25 protein-coding genes are annotated in these 21850 nt (G+C 69.3%); 12 read left to right on the top strand and 13 right to left on the bottom strand.

What is annotated here, in order from left to right; all coding sequences use genetic code 11:
- Window positions 1-97 precede the first annotated feature (97 nt).
- On the bottom strand, window positions 98-1060 hold the full coding sequence (locus ABZY89_RS26280; RefSeq protein WP_355231982.1) for a DUF5937 family protein: 963 nt from the start codon (window positions 1058-1060) through the stop codon (window positions 98-100).
- A 56-nt stretch (window positions 1061-1116) separates the two neighbouring features.
- On the opposite strand from ABZY89_RS26280, the gene ABZY89_RS26275 reads away from it, so the two are divergent.
- Entirely contained in the window at window positions 1117-2382 is a 1266-nt protein-coding gene (locus tag ABZY89_RS26275) for an MFS transporter (protein WP_355231980.1), read from the top strand.
- Here ABZY89_RS26275 and ABZY89_RS26270 read toward each other — a convergent pair.
- Entirely contained in the window at window positions 2343-3083 is a 741-nt protein-coding gene (locus ABZY89_RS26270; RefSeq protein WP_355231978.1) for a hemolysin III family protein, read from the bottom strand. The two genes, ABZY89_RS26275 and ABZY89_RS26270, sit on opposite strands and share 40 nt — an antisense overlap.
- A gap of 88 nt (window positions 3084-3171) precedes the next feature.
- Here ABZY89_RS26270 and ABZY89_RS26265 point away from each other — a divergent pair, with 88 nt between their 5' ends.
- From ABZY89_RS26265 to ABZY89_RS26255, 3 genes are all read left to right on the top strand, one after another.
- Window positions 3172-3948, top strand: a complete 777-nt coding sequence (locus ABZY89_RS26265) for an isoprenyl transferase (RefSeq protein ID WP_355231977.1) — start codon at window positions 3172-3174, stop codon at window positions 3946-3948.
- 417 nt (window positions 3949-4365) lie between these two features.
- Window positions 4366-5658: a PhoH family protein gene (locus tag ABZY89_RS26260; protein ID WP_355231984.1), complete on the top strand. Its 1293-nt coding sequence runs from the start codon at window positions 4366-4368 to the stop codon at window positions 5656-5658.
- Between the two features lie 188 nt (window positions 5659-5846).
- Window positions 5847-6557, top strand: coding sequence for a transglycosylase SLT domain-containing protein (locus tag ABZY89_RS26255; RefSeq protein WP_355231975.1), 711 nt, complete (start codon window positions 5847-5849; stop codon window positions 6555-6557).
- 108 nt (window positions 6558-6665) lie between these two features.
- Here ABZY89_RS26255 and ABZY89_RS26250 read toward each other — a convergent pair whose 3' ends face one another.
- Window positions 6666-8054: a class II fumarate hydratase gene (locus ABZY89_RS26250; RefSeq protein WP_355231973.1), complete on the bottom strand. Its 1389-nt coding sequence runs from the start codon at window positions 8052-8054 to the stop codon at window positions 6666-6668.
- A gap of 18 nt (window positions 8055-8072) precedes the next feature.
- Window positions 8073-8759, bottom strand: a complete 687-nt coding sequence (locus tag ABZY89_RS26245) for a hypothetical protein (RefSeq protein ID WP_355231971.1) — start codon at window positions 8757-8759, stop codon at window positions 8073-8075.
- A gap of 36 nt (window positions 8760-8795) precedes the next feature.
- On the opposite strand from ABZY89_RS26245, the gene ABZY89_RS26240 reads away from it, so the two are divergent.
- The 4 genes from ABZY89_RS26240 to ABZY89_RS26225 are packed head-to-tail and all read left to right on the top strand — an operon-like array spanning window position 8796 to window position 11713.
- On the top strand, window positions 8796-9662 hold the full coding sequence (locus ABZY89_RS26240) for a glucose 1-dehydrogenase (RefSeq protein ID WP_355231969.1): 867 nt from the start codon (window positions 8796-8798) through the stop codon (window positions 9660-9662).
- On the top strand, window positions 9662-10162 hold the full coding sequence (locus tag ABZY89_RS26235) for a DUF6328 family protein (protein WP_355231967.1): 501 nt from the start codon (window positions 9662-9664) through the stop codon (window positions 10160-10162). Before ABZY89_RS26240 ends, ABZY89_RS26235 begins: the two co-directional genes overlap by 1 nt.
- Before the next feature lie 60 nt (window positions 10163-10222).
- The gene (locus ABZY89_RS26230) at window positions 10223-10669 is read left to right on the top strand and encodes an NfeD family protein (protein ID WP_355231965.1); all 447 of its coding nucleotides are present in this window, start codon (window positions 10223-10225) and stop codon (window positions 10667-10669) included.
- Window positions 10670-10684: 15 nt separating this feature from the next.
- A complete protein-coding gene (locus tag ABZY89_RS26225) occupies window positions 10685-11713 on the top strand; it encodes an SPFH domain-containing protein (protein WP_355231963.1) in 1029 nt (342 codons plus the stop codon).
- Between the two features lie 121 nt (window positions 11714-11834).
- On the opposite strand, the gene ABZY89_RS26220 is transcribed toward ABZY89_RS26225, so the two are convergent.
- A complete protein-coding gene (locus ABZY89_RS26220) occupies window positions 11835-11954 on the bottom strand; it encodes a hypothetical protein (protein ID WP_355231961.1) in 120 nt (39 codons plus the stop codon).
- 256 nt (window positions 11955-12210) lie between these two features.
- Between ABZY89_RS26220 and ABZY89_RS26215 the strand changes: the two genes are divergently transcribed.
- The 4 genes from ABZY89_RS26215 to ABZY89_RS26200 all read left to right on the top strand — a co-directional run bounded on the left by ABZY89_RS26215 (window position 12211) and on the right by ABZY89_RS26200 (window position 13862).
- Entirely contained in the window at window positions 12211-12498 is a 288-nt protein-coding gene (locus ABZY89_RS26215; RefSeq protein ID WP_355231959.1) for a hypothetical protein, read from the top strand.
- A 26-nt stretch (window positions 12499-12524) separates the two neighbouring features.
- Window positions 12525-12977 carry an adenylyltransferase/cytidyltransferase family protein gene (locus ABZY89_RS26210; RefSeq protein ID WP_355231958.1) on the top strand — a complete coding sequence of 151 codons (453 nt, stop codon included), beginning with the start codon at window positions 12525-12527 and terminating at the stop codon, window positions 12975-12977.
- Between the two features lie 93 nt (window positions 12978-13070).
- On the top strand, window positions 13071-13616 hold the full coding sequence (locus ABZY89_RS26205; RefSeq protein WP_355231956.1) for a GNAT family N-acetyltransferase: 546 nt from the start codon (window positions 13071-13073) through the stop codon (window positions 13614-13616).
- Window positions 13617-13634: 18 nt separating this feature from the next.
- The gene (locus ABZY89_RS26200; protein ID WP_355231954.1) at window positions 13635-13862 is read left to right on the top strand and encodes a hypothetical protein; all 228 of its coding nucleotides are present in this window, start codon (window positions 13635-13637) and stop codon (window positions 13860-13862) included.
- Between the two features lie 144 nt (window positions 13863-14006).
- On the opposite strand, the gene ABZY89_RS26195 is transcribed toward ABZY89_RS26200, so the two are convergent.
- From ABZY89_RS26195 to ABZY89_RS26160, 8 genes are all read right to left on the bottom strand, one after another.
- Window positions 14007-14318 carry a zf-TFIIB domain-containing protein gene (locus ABZY89_RS26195; RefSeq protein WP_355231952.1) on the bottom strand — a complete coding sequence of 104 codons (312 nt, stop codon included), beginning with the start codon at window positions 14316-14318 and terminating at the stop codon, window positions 14007-14009.
- Window positions 14319-14432: 114 nt separating this feature from the next.
- The gene (locus ABZY89_RS26190) at window positions 14433-14666 is read right to left on the bottom strand and encodes a helix-turn-helix transcriptional regulator (RefSeq protein WP_292648302.1); all 234 of its coding nucleotides are present in this window, start codon (window positions 14664-14666) and stop codon (window positions 14433-14435) included.
- A gap of 3 nt (window positions 14667-14669) precedes the next feature.
- Window positions 14670-15536, bottom strand: coding sequence for an ABC transporter permease (locus ABZY89_RS26185; RefSeq protein WP_355231951.1), 867 nt, complete (start codon window positions 15534-15536; stop codon window positions 14670-14672).
- Complete coding sequence (locus ABZY89_RS26180) at window positions 15533-16477, bottom strand: ABC transporter ATP-binding protein (RefSeq protein ID WP_355231949.1); 945 nt, start codon at window positions 16475-16477, stop codon at window positions 15533-15535. The genes ABZY89_RS26185 and ABZY89_RS26180 overlap by 4 nt, the downstream gene beginning before the upstream one ends.
- A gap of 58 nt (window positions 16478-16535) precedes the next feature.
- The gene (locus tag ABZY89_RS26175; protein WP_355231947.1) at window positions 16536-18224 is read right to left on the bottom strand and encodes a fumarate hydratase; all 1689 of its coding nucleotides are present in this window, start codon (window positions 18222-18224) and stop codon (window positions 16536-16538) included.
- A 153-nt stretch (window positions 18225-18377) separates the two neighbouring features.
- Window positions 18378-19277 (bottom strand): Gfo/Idh/MocA family oxidoreductase, encoded by a 900-nt coding sequence (locus ABZY89_RS26170; protein WP_355231945.1) that lies wholly within the window; start codon window positions 19275-19277, stop codon window positions 18378-18380.
- A 93-nt stretch (window positions 19278-19370) separates the two neighbouring features.
- Window positions 19371-20372 carry an NEW3 domain-containing protein gene (locus ABZY89_RS26165; RefSeq protein ID WP_355231944.1) on the bottom strand — a complete coding sequence of 334 codons (1002 nt, stop codon included), beginning with the start codon at window positions 20370-20372 and terminating at the stop codon, window positions 19371-19373.
- Between the two features lie 35 nt (window positions 20373-20407).
- Window positions 20408-21841, bottom strand: a complete 1434-nt coding sequence (locus ABZY89_RS26160; RefSeq protein ID WP_355231942.1) for a Gfo/Idh/MocA family oxidoreductase — start codon at window positions 21839-21841, stop codon at window positions 20408-20410.
- Window positions 21842-21850: the final 9 nt, after the last annotated feature.

Genomic DNA, 21850 nt, shown 5'->3' with positions numbered 1-21850 from the left:
GGCGACGCGGTGATCAGCGTTCTGCTGGCCGACGGTCACGACGTTGTGCGTGTCGGCGTGCGTACGGTCCATGTCCGCCCCTTTCGTCGTCTCGAGGTCACCTGACGGCGTCGACCAGACGATCGCCCAGGTCGGAACGGAGATAGAGCACCGATCGGCCGTGGCGGGCGGAGGTCAGCAGTCCTGCGGCGCGCATCGCCCGCAGGTGCTGGTTGACGGCCGTTGCGGTCACCCCGAGACGTACGGCCAGCTCGGTCGACGAGGCCGGAGCCTCCAGCAGGGTGAGGAGCCCGGAGCGGGTCTCGCCGATGAGGTCGCGCAGCGCGTGCGGCGCCTGCGGCCGGTCGCTGGTCCACAGCGTGCCGAGGCCACGCGCCGGGTAGAACATGACCGGCGGCTCCTCGGGCGAGATCGGTGTCGACGGGTTGCGGCTGAACAGGGTGGGCACCAGGGTGAGTCCGTCGCCAGCGGTCGTACGCCGGTAGTCGACCTTCGACGTGGTGAGCCGGATCGTGAGGAGGTCGTCGGCGAGGGCGACTCGCGGCGAGATGCCGGCGAACATCGACGCCATGCCGGAGTGGACGATCGTCCGGCCGCGATGAACGATGTCGGCCTCCAGCACCGCTCGCATCCGCTGCCAGTGCGGTTCGAAGCAGACGTCCCAGTAGTCGCGGAGGGCGGTGAGGACGCGGCGCAGCACCACCTGCGGGCGTCCGGTCAGGACCGGTGGCGGGCCGCTGTCGAAGTGGACCGCGTCGAGGTCGGCGCGTACGCGCTGCGGCGAGGTCGCCGCGATCACCTCGAGCTCGTCCTCGAGCCGGGCGAGCGGGTTGCGCGGTCGCGGGTTGAGGAAGTCCGGCGTCCAGAGGCGCTCGTTGGTCAGCGCCAGCAGGGTCTCCCGATCCAGGTCGGCGGTGGCGACCGTGCGCAGCCAGGGCAGGTGGAGCGGGAACCGGCCGGGGTCGCGCAGCGCTCGCAACGAGAGGGTGAGCTCGTTGAGCGGTGAGATGGCGAACCGGACCTCGCTCAGGTCGGGACCGGCCAGCTCATACCTGATCATGAAGCAATACGCTACATCGTTAGCGCTCGCGGGCGCGGGGTGCGACAACTGGGCCCATGATCCGCCTTCCCAGCGACCCGGTCGAGCGCCCGCTCGTCGGCGCGGTCGCCGCCCTCTCGCTCGCCCGCGGCATGTTCTTCGCGGTCAGCGCGCTCTACTTCACCCGCACGATCGGCCTCTCGGCGGTGACCGTCGGCGTCGGCCTGACCGTCGCCGGGGCAGTCGGCGTCGTGGCGACGTACGCAGGTGGGCGGCTCAGCGACCGGTGGGGCGCCGACCGGGTGCAGCTGTGGGCGATGGCGAGCTACGGCATCGCCCTGCTCGCCTACGCCCTGGCGCGTGACGTCGCCGCGTTCGTGCTGGTCGCGACGTGGGTCTCGGCCTCGCGAGGCTTCCAGTCGAGCGCCCAGTCGACGCTGGTCGCGCGCTGGTTCGACGGCCCCGACCGGGTCGCCGTACGTGCCCGGCTGCGCGTGGTCATGAACGTGATGATCGGCGTGGGCACCCTGCTCGCCGCACTGGCACTGGCGGTCGACACCGGGGCCGCCTATCGCACCACGATGGTGCTCGTCGGGGTGCTCACCACGCTCGCGGCGGTGCCGCTCATCGGGCTCAGGCGCCGGGTCGCCGGCCTGGCCGCGTGCATGGACGCCGGCTCCGGGCCGACGGTGGCCGCGGGACCCTCACCGCTGCGCGACCGCACCTATGTGACCGCGACCGTGCTCAGCGGGGTGATGGCGATCCACTTCGGGGTGACCTCGATCGGGGTGCCGCTGTGGGTGGCCGACCACACCGACGCGCCGACGGTCCTCGTCTCGCTGCTCCTGGTGGTGAACACCGTCTACGTCGCCCTCTTCCAGGTGCGGGCCTCGCGCGGCACCCACGACATCGCCATAGCGGGCCGGGCGGTGAGAGGCGCCGGGTTCCTGCTGCTCGCCGCCTGCCTGCTCTTCGCGGGGGCGGCCTATGCGGGCCCGGTGTTCGCCACGTGCCTGTTGCTGCTCGCCGCGCTGGCCGCCTCGGCGGCCGAGACGCGCGGCGAGGCGGGCAGCTGGGGGCTGGCGTTCGAGCTCGCCGACCAGGAGCGGGCAGGCGCCTACCAGGGCGTGAGCCAAATGGGGTACGCCCTGGCGCACATGCTCGCGCCTCTGGTGGTGACCGCCACCGCGATCGACCACGGCACCGGTGGCTGGATGGTGCTGGGCGGGCTCTTCGCCGTCACCGGAATCCTCACCGCGGTGCTCGCCCGGCACGCCGCCGCGGCGCGCGCCCAGGATCAGGCTCAGCGCAGCGAGTACGTCGCCAGCGAGACGCCGGTGTAGTGCACGATGAATGCGAGGATCGTGAAGGTGTGGAAGACCTCGTGGAAGCCGAACCACTGCGGCCACGGGTTGGGCCGCTTGAAGCCGTAGATGACACCGCCGGCGGTGTAGAGCGCGCCGCCGACACAGATCAGCGTGAAGGTGGCGATCCCGATCCCGACGCCCAGGGCGACGGCGCCGGTGAAGAAGGACGGGATGAAGAAGATCGCCGCCCAGCCGAGCGCGATGTAGTTCGGGACGTACAGCCAGCGCGGTGCCTCGGGCCAGAAGACCCGGAAGAAGACGCCCAGGATGGCCCCGGTCCAGACCACCGAGAGCAGCACGACCTGGGTGACGCCGTCGAGGAGCAGCAGCGAGAACGGCGTGTAGGAGCCCGCGATCATCAGCATGATGTTGGCGTGGTCCCAGCGCTTCAGGATGGTGTGAGAGCGTGGGCTCAACTTCCCCATCGCGTTGCTGCGGTGGTAGATCGCGGAGACGGTGAAGAGCAGCAGAGCGGCCATCGTGAACACCGCCGCGCCGATCCGTGGCGCGCCCGCGGGGGCGAGCACGATCAGCACGATCCCGGCCGCCAGGGTGAGCGGGGCGCTGGCCAGGTGGATCCAGCCGCGCAGCTTCGGGAGCGCCTCGTGAACGCTCGACGAGACCGAGTCGGTGATCGTGCCGACCTTGATGCGCATCGCGTCCGTCATCTCGCTCATAACGGCCAAGGCTATCGGCTCGACCTGAAGATGGGGTGAACCCCGTCCCGCTGGGAGATGTGGGCACGGCGCCGATACCCTTCTGCACGTGGCAGACTGGAAGGAAGGCGTACGGCGGGTTCTCTACCCAGCCTACGAGGCGCGGATGCTCCGCAAGCTCGATGCCTCCAAGCTGCCCAAGCACGTCGGGGTGATGCTCGACGGCAACCGTCGCTGGGCCAAGGAGGTCGGCCAGTCGACCGCCCACGGCCACCGGGCCGGCGCGGCCAACATCGAGCCGCTGCTCACCTGGTGCGACGAGATCGGCATCGAGGTGGTCACCCTGTGGCTGCTCTCCACCGACAACCTCAACCGCCCCGCCGACGAGCTGGCACCGCTCCTCGAGATCATCGCCGACGCGGTCGACTCGCTGGCGGACGTACGCCGCTGGCGGCTGCACCCGGTCGGCGCGCTCGATCTCCTGCCCGACTGGCTGTCCCAGCGCCTCAAGGCTGCCGAGGAGGCGACCCGGGACGTCGACGGGATGCTGGTCAACGTCGCGGTCGGCTACGGCGGCCGCCGCGAGATCGCCGATGCCGTACGCGCCCTGCTGAACGAGCACGCCACCCGCGGCACCTCGCTGGAGGAGCTCGCCCAGATCATCGACGTCGAGCACATCGCCGACCACCTCTACACCAAGGGCCAGCCCGACCCCGACCTGGTGATCCGTACGTCGGGGGAGCAGCGCCTGGGCGGATTCCTGCTGTGGCAGAGCGCGAAGTCGGAGTTCTACTTCTGCGAGGCCTACTGGCCCGACTTCCGGCGCACCGACTTCCTGCGGGCCTTGCGGGCCTACGCCCACCGCGAGCGTCGCCTCGGAAGGTGACCGCTGGACGGAACATTTCGGTGGTGTCACCAGGTGTTCACAAAGAAAAATCGTTCGTGTTGCCACAGACCGTTGGTCCGGCGTCGTAGCGTTGTACCAACGACGGGGAACAAATTCCCGTCGCACCTGGAGGCCCGTTACGTGAGTAGTCACGAACCGAACCTGCGTCAGGATCTCATCGATCCCGACGGGTGTGAGGCGGTCGGCACCCCGACTGACGGTCCACCGTCCGGTCCATCTGATTAGTGATGAAATGACCGGACTCATGGGTGTATGAGCCGGTCGCGAGAGGTGATCCGCGTGGCCAACCGAACCACGAACGAGCATGTCACCGAGGCCGATACGTCGGCCGCTCCGACACCGGCGTCGGATGCCCCAGAATCGGGAACCGTTCCCTCCGAGAGCGAGTCGCCTTCAGTGCGTACGTTCGTTCTCGACACCAGCGTCCTGCTCTCGGACCCGAAGGCAATGACGCGCTTCGCCGAGCACGAGGTCGTGCTCCCGGTGGTGGTGATCACCGAGCTGGAGGGAAAGCGGCACCATCCGGAGCTGGGCTACTTCGCCCGCTCCGCACTCCGGCAGCTCGACGGGCTGCGGATCACCCACGGCCGCCTGGACACCGCGGTCCCGGTCGGCGACGACGGCGGCACCATCCGTGTCGAGCTCAACCACACCGACCCGTCCTCGCTGCCGAGCGGATTCCGGCTCGGGGACAACGACACCCGGATCCTCGCGGTCGCGCGCAACCTGAAGGGTGACGGGCTCGACGTCACCCTGGTCTCCAAGGACCTGCCGATGCGGATCAAGGCGTCTGCGGTCGGGCTGAAGGCCGAGGACTACCGCGGTGAGCGGATCAACGACTCCGACCCGGGCTACTCCGGGATGGCCGAGCTGGACGTCGCCGCCGCGGCCCTCGACGAGCTCTACGACGACGGCGTCCTCGAGCTCGACGCGGCCCGCGACCTGCCCTGCCACACCGGTCTGGTGCTGATGTCGGACCGCGGCACCGCGCTCGGCCGGGTCGGCCCCGACAAGCAGGTCCACCTCGTCCGCGGGGACCGGGAGGTCTTCGGGATCCACGGCCGCTCCGCGGAGCAGCGGATCGCGCTCGAGATGCTGCTCGACCCCGAGGTCGGCATCGTCTCCCTCGGTGGCCGGGCCGGCACCGGGAAGTCCGCGCTGGCGCTGTGCGCGGGGCTGGAGGCGGTGATGGAGCGCAACCAGCACAAGAAGGTGCTGATCTTCCGCCCGCTCTTCGCCGTCGGCGGCCAGGAGCTCGGCTATCTGCCCGGCACCGAGGGCGAGAAGATGTCGCCGTGGGGCCAGGCGGTCTTCGACACGCTCTCCGCGGTCACCACGCAGGACGTGATCGACGAGATCATCGACCGGGGCATGCTGGAGGTGCTGCCGCTGACCCACATCCGCGGCCGCTCGCTCCACGACTCGTTCGTGATCGTCGACGAGGCGCAGTCGCTGGAGCGCAACGTGCTCCTGACGGTGCTCTCCCGCATCGGCGCCAACTCGAAGGTCGTGCTCACCCACGACGTCGCCCAGCGCGACAACCTCCGGGTCGGACGCCACGACGGCGTGGTCGCGGTGATCGAGAAGCTGAAGGGCCACCCGCTCTTCTCCCACGTCACCCTGACCCGCTCCGAGCGCTCGCCGATCGCCGCGCTCGTCACCGAGATGTTGGAGAACGTCGTGCCGTAATCCTTGTCACGTCAACGGCCCTGGACCCGAAAGGTCTGGGGCCGTTGTGGTTTCTGTGACTCATGTTACGAAAGTGATGCTCAGGACGGTCATTTCTGACCTACAAACGGTGCGTCCGGTTTGATACGAGGTTGGTGCTCATGCATTGTTTGCGGGTCTGCAATGCCTCAGCCCCCGAATGAGAGCCCGTGACCAAGCCTGTTCATCGTGCCCCGCGACATCGCGGTGCGCCAGCGAATCCGCTTGTCGACGTTCCGCACAAGGCTGCGCGTACGACCGCCAAGACAACCCTCCTCCTCTCCGTCCTCGCCCTCGGCGGGACCGGCGCCGCAGTCGCGGGTGGGGTGGCCTACTCCGGGCCCGCCACCGACGACCCGACGCTGAGCGCGGGTGAGTCGGCAGCCGCCGACATCCCCGAGCTCACCGACGCCCAGCGCGCCGCGATCGAGGCCGAGTCCGCCGCCCGCGGCAACGAGACCTCTCTGTCGCGTTCGGCCGGTGACCGCCGCGAGGTCGCCGACCCCGGCAAGCAGGCCGCGCTGTCGGCCGGCAACGACGTACGGGCCATCGCCGGCGTCGAAGAGATCGAGATCGATCTGCGCAACCCCAAGGACATCGCCAAGTCGATGCTCGGCGACTTCGGCTGGGGGATGGACCAGTTCTCCTGCCTCGAGCCGCTCTGGGAGAAGGAGTCGGGCTGGAACCCGACCGCCGCCAACCCCTCCTCCAGCGCCTACGGCATCCCGCAGGCCCTCCCCGGCTCCAAGATGGCCTCCGCCGGCGAGGACTGGGAGACCAACCCCGCCACCCAGATCGAGTGGGGCCTCGGCTACATCAACGACCGCTACGGTTCCCCCTGCGGTGCCTGGAGCCACTCCCAGTCCGTCGGCTGGTACTGATCCGCCGAATCTGTAGTTCTGGCGGCCGAATCTTCAGTTGTGGGCGACGAAACTCTCGTTTCGTCGCCCACAACTACGTTCTCGGCGCGCCAGAGGTGCTGACTCGGGTCAGGGGTGGGTCATCGACTCGACGTCCAGGGCCTCGTCCAGCTGGGCCTCGGTGAGGGTGCCGTCGGCGACGTAGCCGAGCTTGATGACGGTGTCCTTGATCGTGGCGCCCTCGGCGAGGGCCTGCTTGGCGACCTTGGCGGCGGCCTCGTAGCCGATGTACTTGTTGAGCGGCGTGACGATCGAGGGGGAGGACTCGGCGTAGGCGCGGAGACGCTCGGGGACGGGGACGATCCCGTCGACGGTGCGCTCGGCCAAGACGGTCATCGAGGTGGAGAGCAGGCGGATCGACTCCAGGATGTTGCGGGCCATCACCGGCATCGCGACGTTGAGCTCGAAGGCGCCCGAGGCGCCGGCGGCGGTCACTGCCGCGTCGTTGCCGATCACCTGGAACGCGACCATCAAGGTCGCCTCCGGGACCACCGGGTTGACCTTGCCGGGCATGATCGAGGAGCCCGGCTGGAGGTCGGGCAGGTGGATCTCGGCCAGGCCGGTGGTGGGGCCGGACGACATCCAGCGCAGGTCGTTGTTGATCTTGATCAGGCCGACCGCGAGCGTCTTCAGGACGCCGGAGAGCTCGACCAGCGAGTCGCGGGTGCCCTGGGCCTCGAAGTGGTTGCGGGCCTCGGTGAACGGCTGGCCGGTGCGGTTGGAGAGGTCGGCGATCACGGCCTGCGGGAATCCGGCAGGCGTGTTGATGCCGGTCCCGACCGCGGTGCCGCCGAGCGCCAGCTCGCGCACCCTCGGGAGCACCGACTCGAGCCGCTCGGCCGCGTAGCGGACGGTGGCTGCGTACCCTCCGAACTCCTGGCCCAGGGTGACCGGAGTCGCGTCCATCAGGTGCGTACGTCCCGACTTCACCAGGCCGGAGAACTCCTCGGCCTTCGCCTCGAGGGAGCCGGCCAGCACGTCGATCGCGGGCAGCAGCTGCTCGGTGACGGCGACGGCGGCCGCGACGTGGATCGCGGTCGGAAAGGTGTCGTTGGAGGACTGGGAGGCGTTGACGTGGTCGTTGGGATGTACGTCGCCGCCCGCCCGCGCCACCAACGACGCGATCACCTCGTTGGCGTTCATGTTGGAGGAGGTGCCGGAACCGGTCTGGAAGACGTCGATCGGGAACGCGTCGTCGTGGCGGCCCTCGGAGACCTCGCCCGCGGCGGCGATGATCGCCTCGGCCTTGTCGCCGGGCAGGACGCCGAGGTCGAAGTTGGCCTTGGCGGCGGCCGCCTTCACATGACCGATCGCACGGATCAGCGCCGGCTCGATGGGCGTGCCCGAGATGGGGAAGTTCTCCACGGCCCGCTGGGTCTGGGCGCGCCACAACGCGTCCTTCGGGACCCGGACCTCTCCCATGGAGTCGTGCTCGATGCGAAAGCTCATGTCAGCCATGTCTGATTCAACCTTTGACTAGTTGGTGCCATTCCCTCGCGAGACCCCGCCGGCAGAGAGCCGGCCCACATAGAGCCAGTACGTCTCGGAGTGCCCCTGCAGGTCGACCGGGTAGGAGAGCGCCTCGGCGTCGTCGAAGACCTGCGCCATCACCTCCAGCAGCGCTGGAGCCTTCGCCGCCGACCACACCACCACGGTGCCACCCGGGGCCGTCGCTCGCCGCGCATCCGCCAGCGCGGGCGCCTCGTACAGGGCTCCGTTGGCATCGTGGACCAGGTAGCCGGGGCCGTTGTCGACGTCCAGCAGCACGACGTCGTACGCCTCGGCCCGGCTCTCCCGTAGGACCACGGCCACGTCGGCGACCTCGATGTGGACGCGCTCGTCCTTCAGCAGGTCGGGGCCGTGGGGGATCCGACCGGTCCGCATCCACTCGACCAGGCGCGGCTCGATCTCGACGACCGTCACCGCCTCGACCCGTGGGTCGGTCAGCACGGCCTCGAGGGTGAACCCGAGCCCGAGGCCACCGATGAGCACGTGCTTCGGCGCCGGGTGCAGCTCGAGGGCGTGCGTGGCCAGCGCCTTCTCGGTCGAGGTCTCCCGGGTGTCCATCACGAAGATCCCGTTGGCCCGCAGCTCCAGGTGGCCGTCCGCTCGATGCCGTAGGGCCAGGCCACCGTCGACGATCACCGATTCACTCCCGCTCACGGTTCCATTGTGTCCGATATGGGTACCGGACAGGTCATGAGCGATGACAACACCCAGTTCCCAGCCCAGCAGCAGGAGCCTCCCGGGCTCACCGGAGAGATGGACCCGCTGCCCGACCACGGCGAGTCCAGCTACCAGGGCCACGGCCGCCTCGATGGCAAGGTCGCGCTCATCACCGGTGCCGACTCCGGCATCGGCCGCGCGGTCGCCATCGCGTACGCCCGTGAGGGGGCCGACGTGGCCTTCACCTACCTCCCGGAGGAGGAGCCGGACGCGCAGGCGACCTCGAACCTGGTCGAGGAGGCCGGACGTACTCCGCTGGCCATCCCGATCGACCTGCGCGAGCGCGAGGCGTGCGACGAGGTCGTCGAACGCACCGTGCAGGAGCTCGGCGGCCTCGACATCCTGGTCAACAACGCTGGCTACCAGTTCGCCCGCGACAAGGGTCTGACGGACATGGACGACGAGCGGATCGACCGGACGTTCAAGACGAACCTGTACGCCCTCCTCTGGCTGACCCGGGCAGCCGTCCCGCACCTGCAGAAGAGCAACGGCTGCGTCATCAACAACGCCTCCATCCAGGCGTACGAACCCTCGACCAGCCTGCTCGACTACGCCGCGACGAAGGCGGCCATCAACAACTTCACCGTCAACCTCGCCGCCGAGCTCGGACCCGATGGGGTCCGCGTCAACGCGGTGGCGCCGGGGCCGATCTGGACCCCGCTGCAGCCGGCGACGCAGGCGCCGGAGAAGGTGCAGAAGTTCGGGGCCAACACACCGCTGGGGCGAGCCGGTCAGCCGGCCGAGGTCGCGCCGGCGTTCGTGTTCCTGGCCTCTCCGGCCGAGGCGTCCTACGTCTCCGGCACCGTCCTCGGGGTGACTGGGGGACGGCCGGTGTTCTGATGGCCACGAGCAGCTTTCACCACGACGCGATCGAGGGTGGTGGTCCGGACGAGGGCCCGGCGGAGCGGATCACCCGTAACTGGAACGAGCTCCTCCAGGAGCTTCGGGTGCTGCAGACGGGTGTGCAGATTCTGACCGGGTTCCTGCTGACGGTCCCGTTCTCGCCACGCTTCCCGGACCTGGCCGACCATCAGCAGACGATCTACCTCGTGGTGCTGGTCGGCTCGGTCATCACCACGTCCCTGATCATCGCGCCGGTCTCCTTCCACCGGATCCTGTTCCGGCGCCGCCAGCGGCCGTGGCTGGTCACGGCCTCACACGCCTGTGCGCGGGCCGGACTGGCGGGTATCGCGATCACCTCGGCGCTGGTCGTGCTGCTCGTCTTCGACGTCGTCCTCTCCTTCGGAGCCGGGGTCGTCGCCGCCCTCGGCGTGCTGGTCCTGTTCGTCTCGCTGTGGGTGGGACTGCCACTGATGAACGGGCGAAATAACTCGCACTGATCCCATGTGATGTCCACCACACCGGGAGTACCCTGGTGAGGAACCGAGTCTGGTGGGCTTATGTGGTCGTACTTCTGGATCATCGTCGCGGTACTGCTCGGAGTTGCCGAGGCGTTCACGATGACGCTGGCGTTCGCTTTCGTCGCCGGCGGGGCGCTGCTTGCCGCGGGCAGTGCCGCCCTCGGCGCGCCCGTGCTCCTGCAGATGCTGATCTTCGCGCTCGCCGGTGGTGGCAGCGTGCTGCTGGTGCGGCCGATCGCACGCCGTCACATGTCCCTGCCGCCGCCGGTGCGTGATGGCACCGACGCGCTGGTCGGCCGTCAGGCGGTCGTCGTCGCGGAGGTGAGCTACGCGCACGGGCTGGTCCGGCTCGCGGGCGAGGAATGGACCGCCCGCCCCTATGACGAGGACCTGGTCATCCCTGTCGGATGCCGGGTCGACGTGCTCGAGATCGAAGGCGCGACGGCGCTCGTGCATCCGCGGGACCCGCTGTCGCTGTCGCCCTAGGAGGAGACGTACGACATGGAACTTCTGCTGATCGTTCTGGTTCTGGTCGGGCTGGTGGTCGGGGCCGTCGCCTCGACGGTGCGGATCGTGCCGCAGGCCAGGCGCTACAACATCGAGCGCTTCGGGCGCTACCGGATCACCCTGCAGCCGGGGCTCAACTTCGTGATCCCGCTGGTGGACCGGGTCAACACCAAGCTGGACGTACGCGAGACGGTCTACTCCTCCAACCCGCGGCCGGTGATCACCGAGGACAACCTGGTGGTCAACATCGACACGGTGCTCTACTACCAGATCACCGACCCGCGGTCGGCCGCGTACGAGGTCGCCAACTACCTGCAGGCGATCGACCAGCTCACCGTCACGACCCTGCGAAACCTGATCGGCTCGATGGACCTGGAGAGCACCCTGACCTCGCGCGAGACGATCAACGCGCGGCTGCGTGAGGTGCTCGACGACGCCACCGGGAAGTGGGGGATCCGGGTCAACCGGGTCGAGATCAAGGCGATCGACCCGCCGGCCTCGATCAAGGAGGCGATGGAGAAGCAGATGCGCGCCGAGCGTGACAAGCGCGCCGCCATCCTGCACGCGGAGGGCAAGCGGGCCTCGCTGATCCTCGAGGCCGAGGGCACCCGGCAGAAGTCCATCCTGGAGGCGGAGGGCAACCAGCAGGCCCGGATCCTCGAGGCCGAGGGTGAGGCCACGGCGCTCGAGCGGGTCTTCCAGGCAGTCCACGCCAACGACGCCGACCCCAAGGTCCTCGCCTACAAGTACCTCGAGATGCTGCCCTCGCTCGCTTCGCACGGAAACTCGTTCTGGGTCATCCCCGGCGAGCTCACCGAAGCGATGCGCACAGTCACCGGCGCCTTCGCCGACAACGCCTCCTCTATGCAGTCGGCGAAGGGGTCGGACAACGGCCACGACTCGGGACGTACGCCGCCGGTTCCGTCGCCTCGCGAGGCGATCGAGCAGGCGGAGCACGAGGCGGCCAAGGCGGTCGAGGCGGCCCACGAGGAATCCGCCCGGGCGGATCGCATCATCGGGTGAGATCAGTGAGCGGCCGGGCCTCGATGCGGCGGCCATAGCGGCTGCCGTACTGCCGCGCGACACGCTGGATGTCGGCGTGTCGTGGCCCTCCCGGCACGGGTTGTGGCCGCCTTCGTACGCATCAGGCCGCCGCAGCTCGCTGGGACAGCGCCATCTCGATGCACCTCAACACATACTCGGGCTGGAACATGACCTGGTCGTAGGTGAACCGCAGCACGATCCAACCGTCGGCGGTGAGCATGGTCCTGGTGCGTCAGTGAACCGTGACGCAGTGCCGAGTCCGCGACGGTCAGCGCGCTCGCGAACGGAAGGTCGCGAGCGCACAGCATGATGGTGAGCAGCGGCCCGGTGGACCAGCCCTCCACGTCCTCGCGCCGGGCATCATACGTCCAGAATCTTGCCGTGCTCGTCGGCGGCTCCTGCCCGCTCGGCAGGAGGAGATGGGGGACGTTCGGAGACGTGCGGACCTCCCAGCCGTGATGGAGTGCGGCGCTGAGATGGGTGAGATGGAGATTGTGCTTGACCGCGAGTCGACGGCCGAGGTCGGTCACGGGGAGGGCGTAGCGGTCGCGGTCTACGTGGATGATCGCCTTGTTCGACACCGCGGTGCGAACGCGACGTCGACTGGAGAGGCCGATGATGTCGGCAGCTCGGGCGATCCCACCCAGCTGTTCGAGAGCCTCGACTGCATCCATGTCGGCCAGTATGAGAGCGACACCACCGACAGTCCTGTTGAGGAAGGCCCGAGGCGGTCCTTCTACCACGACTTGCTCGCTGCGGACTGACGGCACCTGGGGCATGATGCGTTGGCATGGACGATCTGGCCGCAAGCTCCGACACCTCTCGGGTCTATGTCGACATGGTCGGTGACCTCTTCCACGCGGGCCACGTCGAACTGCTACGTGCAGCCCGCGCTCACGGCGACTACCTCATCGTCGGAGTCCTGGCGGACGAGACTGCGGCGGCTTACAAGCGCACGCCGATCATGACCTTGGAAGAGCGAGTCGCGGTGATCGAGGCATGCAAGTACGTCGATGAGGTCATCACCGACGCACCCTTTCAGATCGATGATGCTTTCCTGCTCGAGCACGACATCGCGACCGTCGTTCATGGCGACGACCTCTCACCCGCTGGCGCGGAAGCCGTCTATGGTGCAGCGCTCGCCGCTGGCAAACTCGAGTGCGTCCCGCGTACGAGGGGGATCTCGACCACTGATCTCATCCAGCGAGTGCTCGACGCGAAGGCGGCTGGTGCCCTGGGGTGACGGGCACGCCGAACTGGTCGGGCTATCGCAGCCTCAGCATCGGTGACCGAAAACCTGATGCGGCGAGCGGTCACGGGCTGACAGCATCGGGCCATGTCGCTGCTCACTCCGACGCTCGCCACGGCACGGCTGCGGCTGCGTCCGTTCACCGACACTGACGCGGATGACCTCTTCGCGTTGCAGAGCGACGCCCGTGTGCTGCGCTACTGGGACTCACCGCCGTGGACCGATCGGGCTCGCGCCGGGCAGTTCATCGCCAGGTCTCAGGAGATGGCGGAGGAGGGGGCTGGCGTCCGGGTGGCCATCGAGCGGGACTCCGTATTCCTCGGCTGGTGCACCTTCAACTCGTGGAACCCGGACTTCCGCAGCGCGTCGCTCGGCTACTGCCTCGGCGCGGCGGCCTGGGGTCAGGGCTATGCGACCGAGGCGACTGGTGCCGTCCTGACCTGGGCCTTCGACACTCTCGACCTCAACCGGGTCCAGGCGGAGGCCGACACCCGCAACGCCGCCTCTGCCCGGGTGCTGGAGAAGCTCGGCTTCACGCTGGAGGGGACGCTGCGCGAGGACTGCGTGGTGAACGGCGATGTCTCGGACTCGTGGGTCTTCGGGCTGCTCCGGCGGGAGTGGTTCTCCCGGTAACGGGGTACCGCACCGGACATGAGCCAACAACCGCTACCAGCAGAGGGGCCCGACGACCCCGAATACACCGACGAGTCCGGGCAGGTCTCCGAGACCCAGCGCCTCGACGAGGACGAGGGCGGCACGCCGATCGCGCCCGCGGACTCGACGGCGGGCTATCCCGACTCCGAGTCCGGCCGCCCGGACACGCAGGGGTCCGGACCGAGCGAGGCGCCGCCCGAGAACCGGCGCGACAACGACGTCTAGCGTTCCCGGGCTGGTGCACCATGAACTCATGGGCCCCTGCTCCGACGTGAGCGGCGGCCACAGAGCCTGCGGGAAACCCCTGCGACACACCGCATGTCGGTGTGTCGCAGGGACCGTCAAGCGCGTTCGTGGCCTCCAGCCGGATCAGCCGAAGAGGTCACCCAACCAGGACTCACGGTGGTGGCTGTGGCGCTTGTCGTGGCGCCGGTCGTCGTCGTAGTCGCGCCGCTCGTACTCTTTCTTCTCGTAGTCCCGCTTCTCATAGCGTCGCTCGTCGCGCTGCTCCTGGCGGGGCTGCTGGTAGCCGCCGGACTGCGGGGCGCCGACGGACCGTTCGACGATCTTGTCGATCTCGCCTCGGTCCAGCCACACGCCACGGCACTGCGGGCAGTAGTCGATCTCGATGCCTTGGCGCTCGCTCATCACCAGGGTGGCACCGTCGATGGGGCACTGCATGGGGGTCTCCTCGTCGTCGGGGATCGGCGCCCATCAACCTAGCCGGTCGCCCCGCATCGCCGAGGCTCAGCGTCGGCGGACGTCCGGTCTTCGGCTGCTCCGGAAGGAATGGGATCAGTCGCCGAGACGCTTGAACGGCTCGATGGCGAAGACGACGTCGACGGCGACGTCGAAGTAGGCGGCGATCCGCAGAGCAAGATGCAACGAGGGGCTGTATTCGCCCCGCTCCAGGTAGCCCACGGTCTGGTAGTGGACGCCGAGGGCGTCGGCGAGCTCCCGACGGGAGATGCCACGCTCGGCGCGTAGCATCGCGATCCGGTTGTAGACGGTGTCCGATTCGTTGGCCACAGGTCAGTAGCCCCTGGTCATGACCTTGTCGCGCGCGGCAGCGATCGCGGAGCCGGTCTGGCGGCGAGCCATCCGGCGGAGCACGATCGGTGCCAGCACGAGGCCGACCACGGCCCAGACGCCGAGGACGCCGAACATCTCGACCGTGCGCCAGGAGTCTCCGATCTCCGCGGCCTCCGCCCCCGCAGGCATCATCGCGGACCGCGTGCCGAGCCCGAGCCAGTAGAAGGGGAAGATCTGCCCGACCCACTGCAGCCAGGTGGGCATCGCGGTGATCGGGTAGAAGATGCCGGAGATGGCGATCAACAGCATCGAGGCCAGCATGATCAGCATCGACTGGGCGCTCGACTTGAAGATCGAGCCGAGCGCCGACCCGATCGGAACGGTCGCGACCATGCCGACGACGAAGATGACTGGGAGCAGCAGCGCCGTGCGGCCGTCGATCCGGAGGTCGCCGATCACCGTCAGCGCGGGAATCGCGAGCAGCACCAGGCTGGCCAGCGTGGTCAGTCCGAAGAACCAGATCTTGCCGATCAGGTAGCCGAGCATCCCGTCGGGCGTCGCTTTGGCCCGCAGCAGCGTGCCGTCCTCACGGTCGGTGGCGATCTGCATCGCCGGGCCCGCGAGGCCGCCGAAGGCGATCGACATCCCGATCAGGCTCGGCAGCACCATCGCACCCAGTGCGAGGTCGGTGCCGGGCACGGTGTTGCCGCGCATGAACAGCAGCGTCACCGTGAAGCTGACCGGGAACAGGAGCATCCAGAAGATGTCGCCGACGTCGGTCAGCGAATACTTGGTCTCCAGCCACCCGCGGTGCAGCCCGGCGCGTACGGCGACGCCGCGCGTACCTTTCGTGCCGGTGGTGATCATGACAGCGCCTCCAGTTTCTCGTGCTCCTCGGCCTGGCCGCTCTCGACCCGCTGGACGAGCGCCAGGTAGGTGTCCTCGAGGTTGGCCCGTTTCACCTCGAGCTCAGTCACGTCGGGGTCGGTCGCGAGCAGGCGGCGTACGAACTCGGTCGGGTCGCGGTCCTCGACCGCGTGCACGTGCCGCTCGCCTCCGGCGGTCCAGCGGACCTCCGCCTTGGTCGCGAGGTCGAGGGCCAGCTTGTCGGGACTGCCGTCGGCGATAATCGTGCCGCGGTCGAGCACGAGGATCCGGTCGGCGAGCTTCTCCGCCTCGGCCAGGTCGTGGGTGGTCAGCAGCACGGTCGTGTTCTCGAAGTCGGAGAGCCGGTGCACGAGTTCGTGGAACTCTCGTCGCGCGTGCGGGTCGAAGCCGGCCGTCGGCTCGTCGAGGAACACCAGCTCAGGACGGCCGACGATGCCGATCGCGACGTCGACCCGGCGGCGCTGGCCGCCGGAGAGCCGCATCACCCTCTGGTCTGCGTGGGCGGTGAGGCCGACGACGGCGAGGAGCTCGTCGACGTCCCACGGGCGAGGGACCTCAGCGGTGGCGTACGGCGCGTAGAACCGCGCGTGGTAGTCGAGCAGGTCGCGCACCCGCCAGCGGCTGTGGTCCCGCCATGACTGGAGCACCACGCCGACCCGCGCACGCCACCGCTCGTCGCCCCGTGCCGGGTCGGAGCCCAGCACCGAGACGTCGCCTGAGGTCGGCATCCGGAATCCTTCGAGGACCTCGATGGTCGTGGTCTTGCCGGCGCCGTTGGGGCCGAGCAGGGCGACGACCTCGCCGCGACGGGCAGAGAAGGTCACGCCCTTGAGCACCTCGTTGCTGCCGTAGCGCACCCGCAGGTCGCGTACGTCGAGCGCTAGGTCGGTGAGCGCTGTTGTGCTCTCGCTATCGGACATAGCAGGAATGCTACGACCGATAGACGAAGTGCGACAGCGAATTGGGTGTGGCCCCCGCTCAGCGCTCCTTGGAGCGCACCCGGATCCCGGTCAGGGGGACGGTGGTCGTTCCGCTCGGGTCGGTGAAGAAGTCGTTGCCCTCGCCGTCGACGACGATGAAGGCCGGGAAGTTCTCGACCTCGATCTTCCAGACCGCCTCCATGCCGAGCTCGGGGTATTCGAGCACCTCGACCGACTTGATGCAGTCCTGCGCCAGCCGGGCGGCGGGGCCACCGATGGAGCCGAGGTAGAAGCCGCCGTAGGTCCCGCAGGCCTCGGCCACGACCTTGGAGCGGTTGCCCTTGGCGAGCATGACCATCGAGCCGCCCGCGGCCTGGAACTGCTCGACGTAGGAGTCCATCCGGCCGGCGGTGGTCGGGCCGAAGGAGCCTGAGGCCATCCCCTCGGGCGTCTTGGCGGGACCGGCGTAGTAGACCGGGTGGTTCTTCAGGTAGTCCGGCATCTCCTCGCCGGCGTCGAGGCGCTCCTTGATCTTGGCGTGCGCGATGTCGCGGGCCACGACCATCGGGCCAGACAGGGAGAGACGGGTCTTGACCGGGTGCTGCGACAGCGTCGCCAGGATCTCCGACATCGGCTGGTTCAGGTCGATGTCCACGACCTCGCCGGCCGCGATCTCCTCGGCCATGCCGGCGTCGGGCATGTACTGCGCCGGGTCGGTCTCGAGCTGCTCGAGGAAGACGCCGTCGCGGGTGATCTTGCCCAGCGCCTGGCGGTCGGCGGAGCAGGAGACCGCGATCGCCACCGGGCAGGAGGCGCCGTGGCGGGGCAGCCGGACGACGCGTACGTCATGGCAGAAGTACTTGCCGCCGAACTGGGCCCCGATCCCGAAGGACTGGGTCAGCTCGAAGACCTTCTCCTCGAGGTCGGTGTCGCGGAAGCCGTGGGCGCTCATCGAGCCCTCGGTCGGGAGGTTGTCGAGGTAGTGGGCCGAGGCGTACTTGGCCGTCTTCAGCGCGAACTCGGCGGAGGTCCCGCCGATGACGACGGCGAGGTGGTACGGCGGGCAGGCGGCCGTGCCGAGCGAGCGGATCTTCTCGTCGAGGAAGGTCAGGATCCGGTCGGGGTTGAGGATCGCCTTGGTCTCCTGGAACAGGAACGACTTGTTGGCCGAGCCGCCGCCCTTCGCCATGAAGAGGAACTTGTACTCCGGACCGTTCTCGCCCTCCGTGGTCGAGTAGATCTCGACCTGCGCGGGGAGGTTGGAACCGGTGTTCTTCTCCTCGTACGTGGTCAGCGGCGCCAGCTGGGAGTAGCGCAGGTTGAGCTTGGTGTAGGCGTCGAAGACACCGCGGCTGACGGTCTCGGCATCGTCGGCGCCGGTCAGCACACCCTCGGACTTCTTGCCCATCACGATCGCGGTGCCGGTGTCCTGGCACATCGGCAGGATCCCGCCGGCGGAGATGTTGACGTTCTTGAGCAGGTCGAGCGCGACGAAGCGGTCGTTGCCGGAGGCCTCGGGGTCGTCGATGATCTTGCGCAGCTGCTGGAGGTGGGCCGGGCGGAGGTACTGGTTGATGTCCTTCATCGCCTCGGCGGTCAACCGGCGGATCGCCTCGGGGTCGACCTTGAGGAACTTGCGCCCGTCGACCTCGATCTCTTCCACCCCCTCGCTCGTGATCAAGCGGTAAGGAGTGTCGTCCTTGCCGGTCGGGAGGAGGTCGGAGTATCGGAACTCAACGTCAGCCACGGAAGAGAATCGTACGCCGCCCCCGGCCTCGGTCCCGGCCTCGGTCCCGGCGTCGGCTCCGGGGCCGACATCGAGGGCAGAGGATGTTGGCGCCAGCCTGCTCGAGAGCGGCGTGGAGTCGTGGCTGTTACGCGCGGGGCGGGGAGCCGGCCGTCAGGCGGCGGGCCCGGCTCGCAGGGCCGCCGATGCCGCGACCAGCGTCGCCACCACGGAGGTACTGAAGGCGGGATCCATCACCGCCGCGGCGCACGGGCCGCGGGACGGGCCCGACGGCGGCACCAGGCCGGAGACGAGCGCGCGGTAGGTCTGGACCCCGCCCTGCCGTGGGTCCGGGGACAGGCGGTGCACGCAGTCGTCAGCGTCGACCAGCTCGAGGACGTCCTGCTTCGTGGAGGCCGAGACCGACACCAGCGAATGCGCGCTCGCCCCTCGCGCATGGGTGGTCTCGAGCACGATGCCCTCGTCGGTACGGCGGGCCGAGACGGTCGTCACGTCACCGAGCGCGACCTGCAGGGCGGCGAGCACGTGGGGTCCGAGATCCCACAGGGCGCCGTCGGTCTCGCGCCGCCACGCAGATCGGCCGAAGGGGTCGTCGCCGACCGTGGCCGTGTTCGTGAGCACCGCTCTCGCCGATGACCACGTGCGTTCGGCCGCGGCGCCCAACCACGGGGCGACGGTGCTGTCGAGCAGCCGGGAGTAGTGGACGAGCACCGGCTCGGGATGTCCGTGCAGCCGCTCGGCCTGCTCGACCCGACGGGCCACCGGCTTCTCGAGCAGCAGCGCCTTGCCGGCGTCCAACGCCGCCGGCGTCAGCCCGGCCTGGACGTCGGGCGGCACGCAGAACGCGACGACGTCGACCCGGTCCAGCAGGTCGAGGTAGGTGCTCGCCGGCTCGAAGCCGTGTCGGCGGGCCAGGTCGGCGAGGTCGGCGTCGTTGCGCGACCAGCCGTGGGTCAGCCGCACCTCGGGTGCGGCGGCGAGCGCCGGCGCCACGGTCAGCCGGGCCCAGGGCCCGGAGCCCACCAGCCCCACGCGCAGGACGCGCTCAGGCATCGGTGAGCACCGCCACGAGCCGGGTGTGCCTGGACATGTGATCCTCGAACTCGCTCGGGTGCTCTCCTGACTTCGGCAACCTACCCGAGCGGGTCAGCCGGCGAGGCCCATCGCGAACACATGCAGGGCGCTGTTGGCGGGCAGGACCACGAAGTCGACGGTCTTGCCGGCGGTCAGCGGCACCGAGTTGGCGAAGACCCGGTACTGGTAGGCCGCGTCGCCGTACCCGTCGGGTCGGTTGCGACCGACGCTCGAGGCGACCAACGTCGCGCCGTGCGCGTCGGCCTCCTGGAACGACCAGTTGGGCAGACCGGTCTCATCCGTCGACGACGTGCCGTCGGTGTAGAAGACGGTGACCGTGCCCGTGGCACCGAAGCTGCTGCCCGAGCCGAGCAGGACCAGCGCGTCGCCGCTGCCGCTCACCTTCACGGCTTGGCCGCCGCTGGCGACGTTGTCGGCCGTGCCGGGCGCGACGTCGGGCATCGTCAGGGTGGCGCCCAGCGCCTCGACCTCGGCCCCCCGGCCCAGGCCCACGTCGGCCAGCTTCTGGGCCGAGAAGCTGTTGCCGGCACCGTCGAAGTTCCCGGCGGTGGTGGCGCTCTCGTCGGTGACCCCGGTGTTGTTGAAGGCCGCCGCCAGATTGGCCATCGGCTCGCCGGAGCGCTCCACCCGCGTGCCGACCGCGGCACCCGCGCCGTCACCGCCGCGGTAGGCGGCCGTGGCGGTGAAGGTGCGCAGATGGAAGCCCGGACGCCGCTCGGGCACCCGCACCGAGAAGGTGACGGTGGCGCTGGCGCCCGGCTTCACGGCTCCCGAGACCGACCGCGAAGCCGGGGCGACCTGCCAGCCCACCGGTCCCCGGAGCGAGACCGTGAGCTTGCGCAGCGCCGCCGTCGATTGGTTGCGGACGGTGACCGGCACCTCGACGATGGCCGGCCCGTCGAGGTCGACCGCTCCGATGGTGACGCCGACCGTGTCCGTGGTCGCCGCAGCCGCTGCCGGTGCCGCTGTGGTGGCGGCGGGGGCCACCAGAAGACCGCCGAGGGCGATCGTGAGCGCGAGAGCCGCGCGGGCGATGAACGACGGAGCGAGCATGGTAGTTGCCTTTCGGAAGGTGAGGTCAGTAGGGATCAGGGGACGGGGGGCATCTCGGTCTGGCGCGAGTCGAGGCCGACCCTCGGCTTGCGCCAATTGCCCCGGGTGAAGTCGGGGATCTCCACCGGCTTGCCGTTCTTGGCCAGCGACTCGACGCTCAGCGGGACCGGTGAGCACCACATGGCCGAGTCGTAGACGTCGATGTCGGGGACCAGCCCGGCGCGCATCGTCTGGATGAGGCGCCACTGCAGGATGTAGTCCATGCCGCCGTGACCGCTGCCGGAGGCTTCGTCCTCGAGCTCCTTCCAGAGCCAGTGGTCGAACTCTTGGCGCAGCTCCTTGAAGCCGCGCCAGGTGTCGCCGCTGTGCAGCGGCTCGGCGTAGACGCGGGCGCCGGTCGAGTCGCCGCCGACGTAGTCCTCGAACAGGCCGCGGCTGCCCTCGATGCTGTTGATGCGGCTGTAGGGCCGGGGCTGGCTCACGTTGTGCTCGGCGCTGATGGTGCGACCCCCGGAAGTGGTGATCTCGCAGCTGATGCGGTCGCCGTTGATGTACTCCTCCTTCCACGACCGGTGGTCGCGGGGGACGAAGCGCTCGCGGTAGTCGGCCAGGCCCCGCGGCGCGGTCGCGGTGGCGGCCAGCGTGACGGCTCGGTCGCCGCGGTTGACGTCCATCGCGGCAGCGATCGGCGCCAGGCCGTGCATCGGGTAGAAGCTGGCGGTGCTGCGGGTGTGCCACAGGCGCCGCCAGTCGTCGGTGTAGTAGCCGTCGTTGAACAGCAGGGCTCGCAGATCGTGCAGGTAGCCGCCGGCGCCGTGGGTGATGTCGCCGAAGACCCCCTCGTGCGCCATCTTGAGCATCGCCAGCTCGTTGCGGCCGTAGCTGCAGTTCTCGGCGAGCAGCAGGTGCTTCCGGGTCATCTCGGAGGTGTTGACGAGGTCCCACAGCTCGTTGAGCTGCGTGGCGATGGGCAGCTCGACGGCGACGTGCGCGCCGGCCAGCATCGAGGTCCGCGCCTGGTCGTAGTGGAACTCCCAGGGGGTGGCGATGTAGATGAGGTCGAGCTCCTCGCGGTCGAGCATCTGCTTGAAGGAGCCACGCTTGCCGCCGTACTCCTTGGGGCGGGTCTTGCCGCGCGCGACGAGGTCGTCGGCCACCCGCGTGGCGCGGTCGGCGCGGATGTCGCACACCGCGACCACCTGCGCGCCAGGGATGTCGGCCCAGCCACGGGCCATGCCGAAGCCGCGGTTGCCGAGGCCGATCAGCCCGATGCGGACGATCTCGTGCGCCTCGAAGGCCTGGTTGACCATGGTGCGCTGGCCGGCGGCCCGCGCCGGGGTGGCGCCGGCGGTGAGGGCGCCGATGCCCAGGGCGGCCCCGCCCACTGCGGCGGCGGAGCCCAGGACGCTGCGCCGGGAGAACCCGGTAGCGAGCTTGGTGTCGGGCGTGGTGATGGACGTCGTCTGCATGTCTTCGCT

It is taken from the genome of Nocardioides sp. NPDC006303 (assembly GCF_040613175.1).
In the GTDB taxonomy this organism is placed as follows: domain Bacteria; phylum Actinomycetota; class Actinomycetes; order Propionibacteriales; family Nocardioidaceae; genus Nocardioides.
The sequence above is the reverse complement of the archived record's forward strand: the minus strand, read 5'-3'. Positions and strand labels throughout refer to the sequence as shown.